At 37.6% G+C, this 19,166-nt stretch carries 23 protein-coding genes; 3 read left to right on the forward strand and 20 right to left on the reverse strand.

Annotation, left to right across the window (positions count from 1 at the left end):
* Positions 1 to 703: 703 nt before the first annotated feature.
* The 9 genes from HPY74_13670 to HPY74_13710 form a co-directional block, all read right to left on the reverse strand.
* On the reverse strand, positions 704 to 1,771 hold the full coding sequence (locus tag HPY74_13670) for a WG repeat-containing protein (GenBank protein ID NSW91697.1): 1,068 nt from the start codon (positions 1,769 to 1,771) through the stop codon (positions 704 to 706).
* Positions 1,772 to 2,000: 229 nt separating this feature from the next.
* Positions 2,001 to 2,483 carry an NUDIX domain-containing protein gene (locus HPY74_13675; GenBank protein NSW91698.1) on the reverse strand — a complete coding sequence of 161 codons (483 nt, stop codon included), beginning with the start codon at positions 2,481 to 2,483 and terminating at the stop codon, positions 2,001 to 2,003.
* A gap of 841 nt (positions 2,484 to 3,324) precedes the next feature.
* Positions 3,325 to 3,900 (reverse strand): DUF3795 domain-containing protein, encoded by a 576-nt coding sequence (locus tag HPY74_13680; protein NSW91699.1) that lies wholly within the window; start codon positions 3,898 to 3,900, stop codon positions 3,325 to 3,327.
* A 29-nt stretch (positions 3,901 to 3,929) separates the two neighbouring features.
* The gene (locus tag HPY74_13685; protein NSW91700.1) at positions 3,930 to 4,241 is read right to left on the reverse strand and encodes a hypothetical protein; all 312 of its coding nucleotides are present in this window, start codon (positions 4,239 to 4,241) and stop codon (positions 3,930 to 3,932) included.
* A gap of 1,023 nt (positions 4,242 to 5,264) precedes the next feature.
* A complete protein-coding gene (locus HPY74_13690) occupies positions 5,265 to 5,591 on the reverse strand; it encodes a nucleotidyltransferase domain-containing protein (GenBank protein ID NSW91701.1) in 327 nt (108 codons plus the stop codon).
* A complete protein-coding gene (locus HPY74_13695; protein ID NSW91702.1) occupies positions 5,567 to 5,968 on the reverse strand; it encodes a HEPN domain-containing protein in 402 nt (133 codons plus the stop codon). Before HPY74_13695 ends, HPY74_13690 begins: the two co-directional genes overlap by 25 nt.
* A gap of 653 nt (positions 5,969 to 6,621) precedes the next feature.
* Positions 6,622 to 6,732 (reverse strand): hypothetical protein, encoded by a 111-nt coding sequence (locus tag HPY74_13700; protein NSW91703.1) that lies wholly within the window; start codon positions 6,730 to 6,732, stop codon positions 6,622 to 6,624.
* A gap of 48 nt (positions 6,733 to 6,780) precedes the next feature.
* Positions 6,781 to 7,350, reverse strand: a complete 570-nt coding sequence (locus tag HPY74_13705) for a nitroreductase family protein (protein NSW91704.1) — start codon at positions 7,348 to 7,350, stop codon at positions 6,781 to 6,783.
* On the reverse strand, positions 7,351 to 8,322 hold the full coding sequence (locus HPY74_13710; protein NSW91705.1) for a hypothetical protein: 972 nt from the start codon (positions 8,320 to 8,322) through the stop codon (positions 7,351 to 7,353).
* A 235-nt stretch (positions 8,323 to 8,557) separates the two neighbouring features.
* Between HPY74_13710 and HPY74_13715 the strand changes: the two genes are divergently transcribed.
* Together HPY74_13715 and HPY74_13720 are read left to right on the forward strand one after the other, a co-directional pair.
* Positions 8,558 to 8,776 (forward strand): hypothetical protein, encoded by a 219-nt coding sequence (locus tag HPY74_13715; protein NSW91706.1) that lies wholly within the window; start codon positions 8,558 to 8,560, stop codon positions 8,774 to 8,776.
* Positions 8,757 to 9,191, forward strand: coding sequence for a PIN domain-containing protein (locus HPY74_13720; protein NSW91707.1), 435 nt, complete (start codon positions 8,757 to 8,759; stop codon positions 9,189 to 9,191). The genes HPY74_13715 and HPY74_13720 overlap by 20 nt, the downstream gene beginning before the upstream one ends.
* Positions 9,192 to 9,321: 130 nt before the next feature.
* Here HPY74_13720 and HPY74_13725 read toward each other — a convergent pair whose 3' ends face one another.
* From HPY74_13725 to HPY74_13735, 3 genes are all read right to left on the reverse strand, one after another.
* Positions 9,322 to 10,683 (reverse strand): MATE family efflux transporter, encoded by a 1,362-nt coding sequence (locus HPY74_13725; protein ID NSW91708.1) that lies wholly within the window; start codon positions 10,681 to 10,683, stop codon positions 9,322 to 9,324.
* A gap of 151 nt (positions 10,684 to 10,834) precedes the next feature.
* Positions 10,835 to 11,458: a response regulator transcription factor gene (locus tag HPY74_13730; GenBank protein NSW91709.1), complete on the reverse strand. Its 624-nt coding sequence runs from the start codon at positions 11,456 to 11,458 to the stop codon at positions 10,835 to 10,837.
* Positions 11,459 to 12,052, reverse strand: a complete 594-nt coding sequence (locus HPY74_13735) for a hypothetical protein (GenBank protein NSW91710.1) — start codon at positions 12,050 to 12,052, stop codon at positions 11,459 to 11,461. It lies immediately after the preceding gene.
* A 240-nt stretch (positions 12,053 to 12,292) separates the two neighbouring features.
* Between HPY74_13735 and tig the strand changes: the two genes are divergently transcribed.
* Positions 12,293 to 13,414, forward strand: a complete 1,122-nt coding sequence (tig, locus tag HPY74_13740; GenBank protein NSW91711.1) for a trigger factor — start codon at positions 12,293 to 12,295, stop codon at positions 13,412 to 13,414.
* A gap of 79 nt (positions 13,415 to 13,493) precedes the next feature.
* On the opposite strand, the gene HPY74_13745 is transcribed toward tig, so the two are convergent.
* The 8 genes from HPY74_13745 to HPY74_13780 all read right to left on the reverse strand — a co-directional run bounded on the left by HPY74_13745 (position 13,494) and on the right by HPY74_13780 (position 18,977).
* Positions 13,494 to 14,135 (reverse strand): radical SAM protein, encoded by a 642-nt coding sequence (locus HPY74_13745; GenBank protein ID NSW91712.1) that lies wholly within the window; start codon positions 14,133 to 14,135, stop codon positions 13,494 to 13,496.
* A gap of 44 nt (positions 14,136 to 14,179) precedes the next feature.
* A complete protein-coding gene (locus HPY74_13750) occupies positions 14,180 to 14,347 on the reverse strand; it encodes a 4Fe-4S binding protein (GenBank protein ID NSW91713.1) in 168 nt (55 codons plus the stop codon).
* 375 nt (positions 14,348 to 14,722) lie between these two features.
* On the reverse strand, positions 14,723 to 15,262 hold the full coding sequence (locus HPY74_13755; GenBank protein ID NSW91714.1) for a methyltransferase domain-containing protein: 540 nt from the start codon (positions 15,260 to 15,262) through the stop codon (positions 14,723 to 14,725).
* A 66-nt stretch (positions 15,263 to 15,328) separates the two neighbouring features.
* The gene (locus HPY74_13760; protein ID NSW91715.1) at positions 15,329 to 16,681 is read right to left on the reverse strand and encodes an FAD-dependent oxidoreductase; all 1,353 of its coding nucleotides are present in this window, start codon (positions 16,679 to 16,681) and stop codon (positions 15,329 to 15,331) included.
* An 86-nt stretch (positions 16,682 to 16,767) separates the two neighbouring features.
* On the reverse strand, positions 16,768 to 17,889 hold the full coding sequence (locus HPY74_13765) for an anaerobic sulfatase maturase (GenBank protein NSW91716.1): 1,122 nt from the start codon (positions 17,887 to 17,889) through the stop codon (positions 16,768 to 16,770).
* Positions 17,890 to 18,022: 133 nt separating this feature from the next.
* Positions 18,023 to 18,202: a hypothetical protein gene (locus tag HPY74_13770; GenBank protein NSW91717.1), complete on the reverse strand. Its 180-nt coding sequence runs from the start codon at positions 18,200 to 18,202 to the stop codon at positions 18,023 to 18,025.
* Positions 18,203 to 18,279: 77 nt separating this feature from the next.
* A complete protein-coding gene (locus tag HPY74_13775; protein ID NSW91718.1) occupies positions 18,280 to 18,861 on the reverse strand; it encodes a transposase in 582 nt (193 codons plus the stop codon).
* Positions 18,807 to 18,977 (reverse strand): hypothetical protein, encoded by a 171-nt coding sequence (locus HPY74_13780; GenBank protein NSW91719.1) that lies wholly within the window; start codon positions 18,975 to 18,977, stop codon positions 18,807 to 18,809. Before HPY74_13780 ends, HPY74_13775 begins: the two co-directional genes overlap by 55 nt.
* Positions 18,978 to 19,166: the final 189 nt, after the last annotated feature.

The following is a 19,166-nucleotide window of genomic DNA, read 5'->3' on the forward strand; positions in this document are numbered from 1 at the left end:
ATTACCCCCTGAATCACAATCCTGTCGTAACACGATATGACTCCATAGATTTTTTCTCTATATCTTTCTGTAATAAGCATGTCCTCACACCTTTGTCCATAGTATGATTTCATTATAACATGTGCGGTGCGAGTTTATAAACATTTTTTATTACTACACCATCCTCTTATTCTGACCCCTGACTCCTGAATTCTGACTTCTTATAAACCTTTTTGGTTCCGGCTTGTCCGTGTTAGGTTAATAACAACTCATACGAGTATCCTACTATAGTTCGCTTTAAAATATTAATGCAAATAAACCAATTCTCCAAAGCCCAACCCAACAAATCTATCCCGTAGAGTAGAAAAAGGCACAGATGCCCTTTCCCCCTCGTCAAATCGTACGTGTGGTTCTCCCGAATACGGCTTTCCAACAAACTTCATCTCTAAGCATTCACAAGTTACACCGAAGGAGCCTTCGCCATGTTTATCAACCTATGGTTTTTTATAAGGTATTGGACTGCTTTCTGGTTTGAAAACCGCCTCCTCCGTTGACTTTTTCTTTGTATTCTCATCCCCTTTCGGCTGAATGGCTCTTAGTCGAGTTGGACTTGCACCAACTGGCATTTATGCGCTTCGTGGCGCATCTACGGATGGTAGTCCTTCATATTCTTTATAACGAATACATCCTCCAAATTATGTAACATTATAAATTGCTTACCTGATTATTCATTTATCATTGGGCAAACAAGCGTTGGTTTTTCAAAGGGACTGTACCCTTTTTTCGTCCAATAAGGATTATAACTCCAAATAGATTTCAATAAACTTTTAACATCTATGCCTTTTTCAATAATCTTTGCTTCTAAGTATTTCTCTGCAATTTGATCTTTTTCTCGCTTTTTCCAATCCGCATTGAGCAAATTAGCAATCTTCCTAAATGCATACTCAAAGCATAATCCTGAAGTATAAACTTTAACGTCATAAAAGCTGCAAGGAGTTTCATCAAGCCAACTATAAGGGAAAAAAACCGTGCCTTGATCACCTATATGTCTCCACATTGCTACACTTCCATCAATATCAAGAGGATTAAAAGCTGCATGCTCATTGCCTTTTCTTATAACCAGCATGTTTATGTCGCTAAGAAATTCAGTTCGATACATGGGTAATAGCTTAAATCCTTCCTTATTATCTATCAAAAGCTCCTCGCCGTTATACTCAAAAGACACAAGTTCTCCTTCCACGACAATAGCACTGCAGTTTTCCAACAAAAATATATCAGCATCTGATGTCATATTGCTCGGTTGATTGCTTGATATATTGCTCGATTTACCAACCGCGACAAATTTACATATTTCCCATGTATTTAAATCAATGGTTACCCATTTATTCCCTTTTTGAGCATAATAAATCTTATCAACATTTCCAATAGCTCCAGATTTCGAACCGAAATAGGATGCACGGATTATCATATCGTATTCCAGAGGGACAACTTCCTCAAGGTCCGAATTGACAAGGCCATATTTTTTGCCCTTTCTTACGACGCTTACGTCAGAATAAAAATCTCGAACTTCATCATAAGGCAAATCACTTTTTTTATAGCCAAGCTCTTTATAGCTGATACCGTTTGAACCCATCTTAGTATCGGTATCTTTTAAAGTAACTTCAGGTATCGAGTTTTTTATTATCCGATAACCCACTACATCTTCGGGCAAGTTATTTAACATGCATGCCGTAATGTAAACCAATACAAAGATAAAAAATATAGATAAAGTTAAAATTTTATATTTCTTCATGTTATCCTCACCTTTCAATACGACTTAGTATGGCCATAATACTTACTAAATCGGTATCATCCCCTCCATCATTTATTTCTTAATCAAAATACCCGCAGGTGTATGTATCCGTCACGGTTTTGTTAGGGATTTTATATAGAAATTTTTAACTATTTTCTATTTTCAGCGCTTTGCATAATTTTTACAGCTTTTGTTTGGTCGATTTTGCAGGCTATATGGACAATATAATTTATAAATATCGAGATGACAAAATTTTAAATTCGGGGTATGTAACATATGAGCAATAGTGAATTTTGCCATTAAATTGCAGGACATACTTGAACTTAAATATACTCACAGGAGATGTTATATATTCTAAAACCTTGTCCTTAGGAACCCACATGACATCTATGGTTTCATTTGAAGCTGCCGGTTCACCTTCTATATAATCGCATATAAAATCAAACATAACCTTAGTTGGAACAGTTGTAATACCATCATAGAATAAATGCTGTCCTACATTGGAAGATATCCCTGCCAGGCATCTAACAGAAGCTTTTATCCCGCTTTCCTCCGTGATTTCTCGCAAAACACCTTCTTCAAGGCTCTCTCCTGCTTCAATTTGTCCTCCGGGGCATTCCCAACCTCTATTTACTGTTTTTACAATAAGAACATTTCCTTTCTTGTCAAAAACATAACCGCCTGCTGCGACAATATGTGTCGGATATGGCATTTTGAACACTTCCTCAGGTATTGAATTTTTGTTGAATACTGTATATATTCGACATTTTACTTCAAAATTCCTGCTTTAAATGCAATTTTTCAAAGTTCTTTGTCCTCATTTTTCAGGGGTAACTAATTAGGAACACAATAGAAGGGACGAATCAAAACACAATCTTCATCAGTATAATCTGAAACCTTATTGTAACTTGCACATATTATATTATGTTATTTATCAAAATGCAACATAAATATGAAACTTTTTCCATATGCAATTTTTTTCATGCTACTTTGTAATAAACATTTTAGAGCCATTACCACACTCGCTGCAGTACATAGCAATTAATTACTCAGCGTATAGTTTTAGAGAATAAATCCCGCATTCATGACGTGCCCAAGGCATAGTTATAATTCGATCGACGGCCATAGGCCGGGCGTCGAACAGGCAACGTTTCATATATATAATGTCTCTGCACTCAAGAAGTGCCTAAGTTTACAGGTGGCTGCAAGCCTTCGTGACGCTTCGACTTAGGTTTGCAGGCACCGCCTTGGTTAGCAAACGCATGATGGCAAATCCCAAATACTCTTACCATGGCAAGTCACCTATTCTAGGTTGAATATGATTACCGGAATCCGCTAAACTTACTTTATTTAGCCATTCACATATATTTTTGCTGCATCTATTGGTTCAATATCCGCATCAGAAGATCCTGATCCGGTTTTCAATTTCCCTGTATGGATTGCAGATACAAAAATCCCTTTATTTCCATTTTTACATACCTCATTCTTTGTCTCTTGTAATTCTATGCAGACTTTTTCTAATAAATCTAATACCTATTCATTCATTGCAGATTTTAAATTTTCTTTGCTTTTCTTAATTTTAACTCTTCATTCTCTTCACTAGCTAATTGATTTAAAATCTCTCTTATTATTTTCGCTTTAACTTTTAAATCTTCTTTATCAATACCCCTTTCTTTTATTTCTTTTTCCGCTTTTATTAATGATTCACTTAGGCTTTTAAGCGAAAGTAATGTTACTGCCAGGCAGAAAAAACTTTTGCATTTTCCATCATCGTAGCATCCAAGCATAGTCTGAAGAAAACTCATTCTTTGATTTTGTTGCTCAATAAAGGCAACAATCCCATATTCCTTTATATAATTCTGGTTTTGAATAACTCTTCTATGCGTTATAAATGAATCAGTTTCCCCTGTCTCTTTATCAAATCTGGAGCAAGGAAAATCTCCACATTCACCACAAACCTCTAAGCCTTTTTTCTTAACACAACATGTAATAAATGAACAGGAAGGATGTTTGTTTTCAAAATCAACACCGTAACAACCAGGACATTTCGAAGCGCCTTCGGTATAAAATCTCGGACATAAACCACAATCAAGTCCACAACATCCTAATGTAAAAATTTTTTTGCTCATGTTTTGTTTTTCTCCTTAAATTTTTTCATTTAACCCGCAACGATAGCGTGCATAATGTTCCCTTGCCAGATATCATTGAACATGCCCAAGACCGGCTCAACCGGACCCTCAGACCCCTTCTTCTTCGGTGGAGAAGCCCGGGCATTCATTTTCCTTAAGAATTGGATACATACATTTTCAAATGCTTTGGATGCATAGCTATCAATAAACGGTTTGACCGAGCATTCATATACACCATCTATATCACCTGCTTCAAGTTTAGACAGATTAGGGAACACAAATCTGTACCAAAAACTGAAAAAGTTATCTGAAATGCTGTATAATCCACGCTGAACATTCACTTTTTATCAATAAATATGCAAAGTATATTTTGCATATTTTAGGATTGGCTGGCAAGATGATATTGAAAGCCGCGCCAAAGATTTACAGAAATGGTATTTGTACCTGAACAGTACACAAAGCCTTTGTATTCACAACCCATATTGCGTAGCAATCGTTTTGCCATAGCTATTGCAGTGTGCACATATCCGTCACCGCCATCTACAAGAATAACTGCGCCATTCGGGAGCATCCGAATAAGCCGGAATATGCAGTTCCTCCATTCTTACGTGGTGATCCATTTATAATTAGTGTTTTCATTGAATATTACTCGCTTTCCATATTTGTAGAATAACACATAAATCTTATTCGCCGCAGGACGCGGCGTTCCTTACGCCTCATTTCATCTAACAGCCATGGATGCCCGATGTTCCTGAACCGGACCTACAGAGTCCTTCTCCTCTAGGAGCCTGCCCGAAAATACCAGGTTAACCAGGCGGACTGCAAGAGGAATGGTCATGGACTGCATCATGATACAAGAGGTTGCAGGTTCTTTGCCATAATGATGTTCGAATGCAGCATCAAGTTTGACAAGCCTGCGGCACGGATGCTGCAGGCGCATGCCCTGAGGCAGGAGGCCAAATGGCTTGCGCCTGCATTGGAACGAGCAAATGGCATTAGAACCTGCCCTTGAAGTATCCTGAATGCAGGAAGTGACACTTCCTCTTTCATGAGTACGCCTTTTCGAGCAGACTCCTAGGATATACAGTGTAACAGTCCAGCGTCTGCGACGTGGTTCAGCCTTACAGGGAGGTGCTTATGCCCAATGAAATTTCGCGGGCTAATGCACCTACCAACTCGGTTAGGCTGATACATGCGGGCAGGATAACTTCTTGCAATACTTCTCCAAACTTACATCCTGCTATGCCTCTTATGCAGGCGCATTGCTATGTGGAGTCGGTTTTTCCCTTTTAAAAAGCATAGTTGGACTTTATCTTGTACATCAACTACTGCACCATTTATAAGTTTCTTCATTTATAAGTTTCTTAATGTATAGATATATCTTTACCTGTATCTATTATTTCTTTTATAAAAGGATTATCACTTATCATGTCAATATCTGAAAAACCTACTGGTTCAATACATATTTCCTTATATCTTCTCGCTAAAGAAAATAAAAAGGCGGTCACTTCAACAAACTTCTTGTCTTTAAAGCTTTCCGAAAATATTGCAATATCCAAATCACTACCCTCATCATATGTTCCTTTTGCATATGATCCATAAAGAAATGCCTTGTTAACTCTTACATGCTTTTTAACTTCTTTCACATAATCCCGTGCAATCTCTTCTACTTTTTTAAGGATATCATCCATCTGAATACCTCCTTCGATGCATCCAATGTATCTTTTGCTTCAGCTTTACCAACAATCTGTGAAATTTTTTCTTTAAAAGATGGATATCTGCCTTGTAAGTAGTAAGCTGCAAGCCTATCAAACAAAGCGTATATTTTATCATCTGCCTCAATATTAAGTTTATCTATAACTTTGCTAAAAATAAAACTAATATTATGAACTCGAGGCACATTGTCATCTATGTAGTAAGAATATAATCCTTTCGCCAACTTCTCTAAAGCTTGTTGACACATAAAAACAACATATAAGTACCTACCGGAATTAAACATTGATTCTGCTGTAACCATATCATACTCAGCAATATCTAACCAATATAAATATTTCTCTTTTTTGTCCATTACTATCACCTTTCACAAGAAATTAGAATAGTAAGTTCCTGTAAATAATTATAATCTATTTTTATTGATATTTCAAACTAAATCAGTATTATGGCCCTCCTTTTTATATATCAGAACACTACAGAGTTATTGTCAGATTGAAAAACCGCTTTCACAGAACGGATTGGCTTCACGATGCCGATTAACCGGGCTCACAGAGCTTTTCTTCGCTGGCGGTGCTCCGCACCCGGTGAATCGGTATGGCAAGCCCTTCTTCATGCTCTCACTTCAGGACCCTACTTCATGCTTATTCCCTCGAGCCCTTATGTGAAGCCGTTGTTCTCCGAAGTGGAGAACCCAGCAAAGCCAAGCCGCCACGGACAGCGGTGCCTTAAATGCTATTGCATATCAATTTTTTTCGTTACATAAAGTGAAAAGTCAAATAAACTTCTTCAGAAAATCCGCCAAACGAGTTGTTTTCAATAAGTGTTTTGTCACTTCAGTCCTTCTTGGGGTCAAGAATCTTATTGCCGGTTACCTCCCATATTCCATCATTTTGTAAACGAATAAATGGATAATTTGTTCTTATCAAAGGTGGCGGACCAAATTCCTGTAGTAGTTCTTTTAATTTCTCTTTTGTATTTTCATAAGAATTTAATCTTGGTTCTTTATTATCAATCCGTCCTAGCACATATAAAATTAATATGGGTATAAATCTCTGTTATCTTAGAGCTTACATGCCACAAGAGTTCATGTATGCAGCGCAAGTCACTATCATTTTCCAAAAGGTGCGTTGCAAATAAATAGCGCTTATATTAAGCTCAATATAAACGTTATCTTCTCACTCCTGTATTAACAATATTAACTTTAACTTCGTTATCTTTCGGATATATGAATGTAGCAATTTCATCAATAGGTTTGCGTTTAGGTGCTAATGGTTCATCTACGGAATAACCAATAGGAATAATTGCTACAGGTCGCAGATTATCACTAAGACTTAATATATCAGCACAATTTGTTTCGTCAAAAGCTCCAATCCAACAAGCCCCTAATCCAAGTTCTCTTGCACAAAGTAATATGTTTTGAACAGCAGCAGCTGTATCTTGAATACAATATAAAACGCGTCCTCTTTCTTTATATCGCTGCTCCGATTTTGAAATGTCAGCACAAACAATAATTAAAACAGGCGCTTTTAATATCCAATCAGTATGATATACCTTTTCAAAGACTTGTGATATTACTTCCTTGTCCTTTATTACATAAAAATGCCATGGTTGACAGTTACCAGCACTTGGAGCCCAACGTGCCGAATCTAACAACATTAAAATTAAGTCATCTGATACATCCTTTTCAAGATAGTTTCTGATGCTCCTTCTTGATTTTACCAATTCATTGAAATTCATTTATTTACCTCCCTTAACAAGGTGGGAATCCTGGTTTTGCATCTCTTTGTAAATTATCTGGGGTTCATAGATATCCCCGATGCCCGTTATTTTCTTCCTGTCGGGCAAAAACAGCGGCTTAAGCAAGCTTAAGCAATTGTCTAAAACATTATTATAGCGTTCAAGATTAATTAGCACGGTTTCCTCAAAATCATATCTTTTCTCAAAACTGAACTCAAAGGATTTTCTTATGGTATCAATGTACAAATCCGTCAAGCTGTACCTGTTGAGGATTAAGTCCCTTTGCTCGGTTATTACAATACCGATATTATGATGGATCTCCATAATCTCTGCTTTTGCTTTTGCCAGCTTTTGCTCAAAGCCCTTGCTCATTTGAAATTCTTCCTTGATTTTTTCTTCAGCCATCCGGATCATCTTCTGGATCTCTTCCATAGTCTCATATTCTTCCGCCAGCATTGCATATGTGCCCTTTATTAGCGCTTCATACTGCTCAACATCTACATTATAGATGTTCTGCTTTATGGACAATATGAAGTTTTCAATGTCTTTCTTAAATACCTGAAAAGATCTCTCGTTAATGGATAAAGGCGTTTCAAGACTTTTAAAATTAGTTTTAAGAAAATCGTCCAAAAGCAAAACCCAGGGCTTATGCTTTTTGTATTTTTCAGGATTTGCAAGATAGCCTTCAATGTTCAGCTTGTCATGCAATATGCGGATTTCCGGAATAATTTCATCATATTTGCATTCAGGCTTTATTATATTGTATCTTTTATGAAGCGGCGGCCACATCCCATTTGACCCGGAATTTTTAACAGGTGCAATGATGTTGTTTTTTACAAGTTCAACAACAATATTATAATACTCTTCATACTCCGTAACAGAAATATACTGCCTTAGCTTCTTTTCAGTTATTCTCGCCTTATCATATTCCAATAGTTTTCTGCTTATTTGATTTATCTCACGCAAATTCACTTATTCTCTTCCCCCGCGTCTTACCTTCCTCTTTGTATTGAGTTTATCATAACAGTTAAAATAATACAATTATAACAATACTCATTTGCATTTTCTTTTGTCAAGAAAAATATGGCGGTCAAATACCGGTTTTCCTAGCATATATTCGTTTTAAGCAACAAATTTGTCGGAGATTTATTGTAGGTGGTTGATTTTAACACGAAAATAGTGTATATTTATAACGGAGGTGGAGAAAATGCTTAAGAATATAACATTTAGTGCTGATAAGCATATAATTGAAAAAGCGCGTAAAAAAGCGATAGAAAATAATACCACGTTGAACGAGCTATTTAGAGAATGGTTGTATAGTTATTCCAAAGATAAAAACAGTGAAGAATTTGAAAATTTCATTAATAGAGTATCCTATGCCAAGGCCGGAAGGAGATTCACCCGGGATGAGCTTAACGAAAGATAAGTATTTTATCGATACAAATATCATAATATATCTCTTTGATAAAAGAGATAATGATAAAAACAGAAAAGCAATAGATATTGTAAAGTATGCTCTTGAAGAAGGAAAGGGAATTATAAGCTTTCAGGTAATTCAAGAATTCTGTAATGTTGCTTTAAAAAAATTTGAAATACCTCTCAGTATAGACGATTGCCAAACCTTCCTTGAAAATTATCTTATGCCTATATGCCCCATATTTCCGGGCATGGATATATACAAAAAGGCTCTTGATACAAAAAGAGATACGGGATTTGGATTTTATGACTGCCTTATAATTGCATCAGCATTAAAAGGAGAATGCAAGATATTATTCAGTGAAGATATGCAGGAAGGATACAATTATAAAGGTCTTAGGATTATTAATCCCTTTAGCGCCTGAATATTTGAACATCAATAAGATCAATAACAAATAAACCAAATTCATTGAGCCAAAATTATGATGCGAGGTTATATCAGAATGAAAAAGGCAACTGCTTTTATAGGTTTTAATTCCGGTATTATATATAACCTTACCTGCTTTTGATAACTTTGCTTATTTTCCACTTTCCGGTGAGGTAATAAATAAATATGATAACAGCCGCGCCAAGGCTGGCGAGCGGAGCTGCCAGTCCTAATCCCCACATACCCATCTTAAGGACCTCACCAAATAACACTGCAAACGGAATGCGAAACCCAAGCGATGACATAATGCCGCCAACCGAAGAAACAATTGTATGTCCTGAGCCTGTTATGATTCCGTTCAGGCAGAATGTGGCAGGCACAATCAAATAGTCAAGGGTAAAAGTCTGCATATATTCCACCCCGGAAGCGATCATATCCGGATCATCGCCAAACATGGACAGAATCTGTTCCGGGAACAAACGTGTTATTATAAATACCACGCACGATACTGAAAAAGCAAGCATAAATCCGGCATAAAAAGTTTTTTTGGCCCGATCAATCATGCCCGCTCCTATATTCTGAGCCACCATTGCCGAAACCGATGAGCCTACCGCAATGGCAGGCAGTATGGCAAATCCGTTGTACTTTCCCACAATACCGATAGCAGCCGATGCGCTTACCCCCATACCGTTTGCAATAGTAGTAAGAACGAGAAACGAGAGGTTAACAATGACATTTTGAATCGAAATGGGAGTACCTACACGCATCAGCATGAAGAACCGGTTTTTATAAAACCGGAAGGATTTGAATTTGAAATCAAATTCAAAATTACTGTGTTTCAGATAGATGATGCAGAAAATCATGCTGACAGCCTGAGAAATAATTGTTGCAAGCGCCGCGCCGCTTGATGCCATATCAAATACCCCTACAAGCAGAAGGTCAAGAAAAATATTAATTACACAGGCAATGGTAACAAAAATCAGTGGTCGTCTGCTATCGCCCAGGCCACGCAAAATGGCCGAAAAGGCATTGTATCCAAAAATAAAAACCGTTCCCGATAAAGTAATGTTAAGATAATTCTTTGCTTGTCCATAAGCCTCCTCCGGAGTGCGGATCAACACGAGAATCGCATCGGACAGAATCATCATCAGTACGGTAATGATAACCGCCGCCATTAATAGAAACGTAATCAGTGTTTTTATGGATTCATTCATGCTTTTTCGGTCTCCTGAACCCAGAAACTGGGCAATGACAACAGTCCCGCCAACACTTAAACCGACAACGATATTTGTAATTAATAAAGTAACCTGTCCGCCTATATTAACCCCGGATACTCCGGCAGGGCCGACAAAATTTCCGACGATCAGCATATCCGCTACATTATAAAGAGTTTGTATCAAATTCGAAAGCATAAAAGGCAGGGCAAACTTAATAAGCTGCTTTGCCACATTACCTTCTGTAAGATTCCTTTCAATTGTTACGCTTTTCATCTTTTCTTCTCCATCAAGTGTCATAATACATTTGGCAAATTTGCCTTACAAACTTGCCTTAAAAGTTTATTGCTCTTAGTTAAAAAGCATGTTCAATACTGTACAATATTTGCTAATACTTGTCAATGAAAATTTTTTTGCATATTGAATATCATATTGCATATAAATTTTTGTAAAAAACGGAACTAAAAATGATGGAAAATGGAAAAGAATAGTAAGGAATACTGGCTCTCCTGCCGATAAGCCGGAAGTCTGTCCTCTTTGTTTTATTTATAACTTCAATAACTTCAATCAAGCAGGCCAACTTCCTTGCTTTATTTATAGCCTCAAGCCGGGTTTTAGCTCCCAGCTTTCCGAAAAGGTTAACATTATGGTATTTTACAGTACTAAGAGCTATATTTAATTCTTTTGCAATTTCACTATTTGACAGTCCATCCGCAAGCAGATGCAAAACTTGATTTTCCCAGGGGGTTAGATGACTTATTAAATATGGACTAATACCACTTTCTACGGTTTTTATCACCTTTATACTTTTTACAGCGCACCCAAGCAACTTTTCCGCATAAGCCGCGGGCACGCTCTTATTTCCCCGGTATGTCACATATGTTTTAAGCAAATCGTACATCGGAGCAAGCTCATCTGCAAAGCTTCTCACATATCCTTCTTTACTGCCTATCTCAAGAGCCTTTTCAATATAATGCATCGAATACGCTTCATCGCCCATGCCGGCAGCCGCAATAGCAAGCAGGTTGAGTATCTCAACCTCGCTATGCAATCATGCCGCTCCTTCGGCAAAAATTAACAGCCTTCTGAGCAATATGTCCGCATCACTCAATAAGCCCTTTGCCATCAGTACCCTTGCATACACAATCAGCTCAAATTCTTTCGCACGGCTTATTTCATGATAGATGCCTAGTTTACATGATGCAAACCACTTTTCAACCTTCTTTGTACCTCCGGAATCAATATGCAAACGTGTTTTAAAAGCATTAAGCATATAAATCCAATGAGGTTTGCCCTGCTTTTCAAGCCATCCCTCATATTCCTGCACTACATGCAAGGCTCCGTTCATATCGCCCTGCGCTCTTTTTATTCGCGAAATGGTTGTTATGGCAGGTACAAGCGCTCTGGGGCACTCGGAGTCAATTGCCTCATCGATTGCCGAAAGAAGACAGGGAAGCGCATCTTGAATCCTGTTGCTCATAATAGTACTCCCCTTCGCAGGCGCCGATACAATAGTGAGCTTATGAGTAAGCGCCCGGTTCAGTCTCTCGGAAAGACGGCTTCTAAGAATCAAGCGGTTGTTTATCTCAGGCTGGCTGCATTTGGTTTTTATTAAATTCTGTTGGAATAATTTTTCATTTTCCATTTTTGGTATTCCCATACACAATTCTTATTTATAGTATACCAAATTTCACGCAAAGACGGAAGAATTCCTGAAGCAGGAAACATCATTAAATCATCATTCCAAAAATGTTTCATAAAATGTTCACATTTTCATCACTTTTTTAGTGTATAGTGTATAATAGAAAATAGTTGTTTCAAGATTGATTGAGTACACCTCCTCAATATGCCTGAAACAAACAATATGGATTAAGGAGAGTGCAAAATGAAAAAATTTAAAACAGTATTGGCCCTAATTCTCGTCATTGCCCTTGCACTGGTCGCATATTTCAGTTTCTTTTCCAATAAAAAGACTGATGATGTTTCGGAAGATGCTTCGTCAGCTGCCGGCTTCAACTTCAGTGATAGCATTGACGACAACGGCTTCTGGAAAAACATCAGAGCGCTGGATTATGTCGAGCTGTGTGAATATGTGGGAATATCCATACCAAGCAATATCCACGAGATTTCGGACGAATCCGTACAAACAGAAATTGACTCTATTCTGGCCGAATACGCCTCTAAAAAGCAAATAACAGATCGTGCGGTTGTAGATGGCGATACAGTCAACATCGATTATGTCGGCAGTATCGATGGAGTGGAATTTGACGGAGGAAGCACCGAAGGTTTAGGCACAGAGGTTACCATCGGAGTTACAAGCTATATTGACGACTTCCTTGAGCAGCTTATCGGGCATACTCCAGGTGAATCATTTGATATTGAGGTGACGTTCCCTGAGGATTATGGCAACGAAGAACTCAATGGAAAAGATGCCGTATTCGCAGTAACACTGAACTATATCGTCGAAACAATCACACCCGAGTTGACCGACGATTTTGTTGCGGAAAACTTGTCGTCGTCCTACGGCTGGAATACCGTTGCAGATATGGAAGCGGATATCAGGAATTCTCTGAAAAGCTCAGCCGTATCAGGCTACGTGCAGGAATACATTATGGAGAATACAACCGTTACATCACTTCCCAATAGCCTCCTTAAATATCAGGAAAACTCGTTGATCAGCTATTATCAGGATTATGCGAATTATTACAACATGGACCTTAAGGAATTCCTGAACACTTATGTGGGCGTTTCAACTACTGAGGAGTTGCTTGAAAAGTCCCTTGACGATAATACAAAAACCGCTACATTCTATCTTATTGTTCAGGCTATTGCCGAAGATGCCGGCATTTCCGTCACCGATGATGATGTGGCGGAATATTTCACAGAGTACATGAAGATGGAGGATTACTCGGAGTACAAGGAGTTTTACGGCATGCCATATCTTAAGTTGATTGCGCTTAACCGGGCGGTTATGGATTATCTCGAAGATAACGCCATCATGGAATAAAATTAATTAAATTATCTTATCATATTGGCAAATATCTCAATTGCGTGGCGGCAAACTCATCCGCTCCAAGTCAACCGCCTTATATCCGGTTCTTGTTCATCGGACCTGGGAGTCTGCCCGGAAATAGCAGGTTATCCGGGCGGGCTCCTGGACTACTTCCATCGATACATTCTTTTCTGTCGTTATAATTGCTCACAAGCATTGTTTCCGTTACTAATGTGCCTTTAAAGCTCCTGGCAAAGTCTAATGCGCCTGTCATGATTTTATTTAAATCCAAATAGCCGTGAGGTCTGTCTACCCTATGCCATGCACTGCTATCTGCAGCATCTATCTTAAACGATACCCAATCCGCCTTCATTAAATCTTTTTTAACATCATCCATCCATAGCAGTGAGGCATTTGTTATTACGGCAATTTTTACATTAAATTTCTTCAACAGATCAATTTCCTGCCCAAGGTTTACGTCAAGAGTAGGTTCTCCGTCAGCAACATATGTGATATAATCCACATGTTGTCCTCTGGCATCCAATTCCTTCATCTTTTTTTCCATCTGATTAAATATGTCTTCAGGCTTATAGAACTTGCACCTCTCAATCCGCATCCTGTTTGTCCTTCCGATCTGACAGTAAACACAGGAATAAGAACATGTCTTGGGTGGAATATTATTTATTCCCAGGCTCTGGCCTAAGCGTCTTGACGGAACAGGCCCAAAAACTATTATCTGCTAATATCCTCCAATTTTATTATATATCTTTCCAGGTTATATTAAACCTCTATTGCTTCATTAGGGCACTCGCTTACACATGCCCCACATTCAATACACTCATCACCAACCAACGCTTTTCCGTTTTCAATCCTGATTGCTTCAACAGGACACACATCAACACATGCCCCACAACCGTTACATTTACTACCATTAATTTTCGCAGCCATTACAATACCCCCTGTTATAATTCTTAAGTATATTGAATTATTCAAACAAATAAAAAAATGCCAGACAGAAAACAGAATCATACTTATCTCTTCTTCTCTGCCTGGTTCATAAATTATCAATATATGAGCCAGTTTCAATATGAGCTACCATAACCATCTTCTGCATGCAAACCCCCGTCCGCGTCCTCTTCTAAATGCTCCGAACGGATAGAACCTTCTTCTCATACGGAAGCCACCATAAAAGTATGCGTATGGGACAGGCATATAGCTGGTAAATCCACCGGTATGATAAAGGCTATAAAGGTATTTTAGTCCATAATACTTATTGCCTAAAAAACCGTATCCGGACAAAAACTCATTGATATTACCTCGTATTTATCTGTTTACCGGTAAAAGTTTTAAATATCTTTCATTTTCGGTATCAATTATCCACAAATCAGACTGCCTTACTTTGCTTCTTGTTACTTCCCTGGATTGATGACCATCTTCCAGTATAAACCATCCATTATTTTTAATTATTCCGTAAAGCTGTCCTAAGAATTCTTTTGGATTATCAACCTGATGAAACATATCCAATGCATAAACCACATCAACACTTTCACTTGCAATTTCACTACAGTTATCTTTATATAAAACAGGAATAACATTATGAAGGTTAAATTTCGCAATACATTTTTCAACATGTTTTATAGCTATTTCATTAATATCTATGGCAAACACCTTTCCTGTTTCACCTACTAACATTGATGCCTGCTTAATATACCGTCCGGGTCCACACCCAAAATCCACTACAGTAAAACCTTTTTCGATTCCAAATTCATCTAAGATATTATCAGGCTTAAATAACAAATCTTGTATTTTATAGGTTAATACCATCAAGTTATAGGCAAAATTGGATTCTCTGCGCCCTTTCATCCTTTTTCCCTTTTCTTTCTTATTGAAAATAAAAATCAATCTTTATATTTATCGGTTATTAAGAGTTTACTTCATGCACATATTCCCAATAGCGTTTTCCGCAGCATTTACCAGTTGATAGGCGATAGGAGATGCAGTAAGGGCAGGATGTGTACCGGTTTGAAACGTAGCAATATCGTCAGCTGTCATTCTCTGGTTTATACATGCACTTACTGCATTGATAAGTTCCCCACCACTGGTAGCTCCGGTAATCTGACCACCTAATATGACACCGCTTCCGGCTTCAAAAATCAGCCTTACTTTTAGATTAGCAGCTCCCGGCATACACCCGGGGTGACGGTTGACAGCTTCAGACTCACCTACAATAACATTATAGCCCTTCGCCTCTGCCTGTGACTTTGTCAAACCTGCTGCAGCAAAAGCTCTACCACCTAATACAGTTGAATATACTCCAATTACACCCATATTGACACGTCGTATTGAAAACAAGTTTGCACCAGCCATTCTTGCTTCCATTGTTGCTATTGAAGCTAATTTTAAACCGGATGGCTTGCCATCAAAAAATGAAACCTTCTCGGCGCAATCACCGCACGCAAATATATCATCATCACTGGTCTGCATATACCTGTTGACCTGGATTCCTTTTGTAGGACCAATTTCAAGACCTGCTGCTTCAGCAAGCTTTATATTCGCAGCTGCGCCTATTCCCATTATTACCATGTCCGCTTTTATTTCTTTTCCACTATTGAGTTTTACTCTCTCAACAGTTTCACATCCAAGAAATGCATCAACTTTTTCATCCAGCAGCAAATTAATATTCTGTTCTTTCAGCACCTTTTCGGCATTTATGCAGAATTCCTCATCATAAACCAACTGCAAGCAGTGGCTTAACATCTCAACTATGCTTATATTCAGGTCAGGACGTCTTCTGCGGCATTCCTCTGCAATTTCCACTCCAATAAACCCACATCCCACAATGCAAAGGTCATTTGCCTTCTCCAGTTTTTCAATCATGTTCTGTAAATAGGGTACATCCTTATTTATTGCAAAAATATTTTTCTTTTCCGTACCGGGTATTGGAGGAATAACTGGATTGGAGCCTGTTGCAAGTATTAGCTTTCTATATTTAAACATTTCTCCGCTTTTAGTAGTAAGAATATGCTCATTTCTATTAATGCCCATAACTTCATCAACTGCATATTCTACTTTATTATTTGAAAGTATATTGTCAGCCGGTATCAGGTTCTTCATGGGAGACCCTACAATTCCGAATGCATAGGGAATTCCACAAGGTATAGAAACAAGACTTTCTTTCCTGATCAAAAGAATGCTTTTCTCCGGGTAATGCTTTCTTGCGGTAATTGCAGCTGTTATACCCGCTGCACTACCTCCAATAACCACAATATCAAATTCCTTCATGATATAACCCCCTCTTTTTGGGCTTTTGCCCATTTATATTATATATATTATATTAAATTTATACAATTCGTCAATATAGTATAAGATTACTGTCTCTGTGAAAACGCTCTTGCCAATTCAAATATTCTATCTCCTGCATGCTCGAAGAATTCCATGTAAGCCGAACAATAACGATTCAATACCGGCCTGTTTTCCTCAAAGGGTTCTCTGTCTCTTCTGCAGCCTCCCCTGCATAGGTTAAACCATTTACATTCCTTGCACTTAGGATCCACATATTTTGAAACTTCTATAAATTTGTTGGCTGCTTCGGAATTCCTTATCTCTTCAAATGAAGAATTCTTTAAATTGCCAAGATACCTTTCATCAATAACATAAAAATCGCATGGGTAAACTCCTCCGTTTGCTTCAACAACAAACTGGCAGGAGCATACGCCCGACATTCCGCATGCTTCAGGCCTGTAACCCATTGCAATTCCTACAATATTATCAAAATATCTTATGCTAATCACATTTCCTCTAATCACATCGGCATACCATTGATCAAACAATGTTTTCAGAAAATAGGCATACCTTTCGGGAGTCAACGAATATTCGTATCCTCCCGGTTTTTTGCCAAGCGGATCAAGGCATGGAATAAACTGCAAATACCTGAAATTATGTTTTTTATAAAAGCTGTAAATTTTGTTTATATGTCTCGCTACATCAGCCGTTACTACAAAAAGAATGTTGTATTCGACATTATGCTTATTGAAGTAGTTTACTGTTTCCATGACACGCAAAAAGGAGCCTTTTCCATTCGGTCTTACCCTGTAAGAATCATGGATATCCTTTGGTCCATCAAGCGAAAGCCCTACTAAAAACTTATTTTCAGCAAGGAATTTTGCCCATTCGGTATCAATAACCATACCATTAGTCTGAATTGCATTGTTTATTTGTACTTTTTTAACATTATATTTCTTTTCAAACTCGATCAACTTTCTAAAAAAATCAAGCCCTGCCAGGGTAGGTTCCCCACCCTGAAACGCGAAACTACAAGCATGGTCAGCATATTCCAGCGCCTTCCTTACAAGAGTTTCCAATGTTTTTATATCCATCATGCCATAAGAATCAGTCTGCCTGTTCTCCGCTATCGGATAATAAAAACAATACTTGCACCTTAGATTGCAGTTGCTTGAAGCCGGTTTAATCAGCAAACTTATAGGAGGCATTTGCATATCCCACCTTAAATATTATCATATATGACAGTAATGCGTTTTCTCTATGTTCAGTTTTTTGCCGGGCAACAATCCTTGCCTTGCAATTATAACTTTTGCTTGTATAACTTTTGCTTGCAATTATAGCTTAAAGCTTTTGACAAGTTGGGCAATAATAGATACTTCCTCCCATATAGGCTTCTTTTTTAATTATATCGCCGCATGCAGGGCAAGGCTTGCCTGCGGTGTTTTTACCAAGCCTGGTTTTATATCCGCCAAAGCAGCCAAACAAATCCCTTTCGGTATCCCTTCCACCCTCAAAAGTCATTTCTGCAAGAGTTGATTTTATTGAGTCATATCACAACTTTTTTGTATAACTTATCACATTTTTTATTGTACATTATTTTACCATAAGTCCTTTATAATTTCATTCTTTTCCATACTAATCATTTCCTCACAGTACTCCTCATGATGTTCTCCATTAATCAAACTCATGATTATTCTTTTGATACTATTTTCACTTTTTCTTCTTCCATTCGCAATCTCAAAATCTTCATTGCAAATTTTTTGGTGAAACTCTTTAAATAATTCAATAGCTTTACTTGTTTCTTGGGAAAATCGATTCAGGATAAATAGGGTGTCTGTTAACGAATTATTATTTGGATTTATATACTCATTATAACTACTCCATTTATAATCTTCCAATTTATCTACCATACCTGCTTTGCGTGGATTCTGATGAATGTATCTTACTAATGAAAATAAATATCTTTCATCCTCAATTGCCTCACTTTTATATCGTTCTCCAAACAATACACCATTTCTCAAATATTTCCTATTAAACCATCCAGCATATTGACTCAATATCTTTGACATAATTTTTACAATATCTCTTTCATGTTTCTCTTTAATAAATAGATGCGCATGGTTACTCATAAGACAATAGGCATATATATTATATTCAAATTCATCTTTAACTTTCTTGATTTTTTTAGCATCTTCTCATAATCTTGTGATTCTTCAAAGATATTCTGTCGGCTTATTCCTCGAAAAACAATATGGTATAATCCTGTTTTACTTATTCTTCTAGCTACTCTTGCCATTATACACCACCTAAGTAAAATTATACCATATATTCTATATTATTTCAACCCCCAAATGTATTTTAACGTTTTTTGCCCCGTCCCCGAAACCTCCCCCCGAAACCTCCGTCCCCGAAACCTCATGTGAATGAATATTTTAATATTATAGCACGAATATATTTTCTCATCAATCCTGAATATCCCAAAACA

This window comes from Bacillota bacterium, assembly GCA_013314855.1.
GTDB lineage: Bacteria > Bacillota > Clostridia > Acetivibrionales > DUMC01 > Ch48.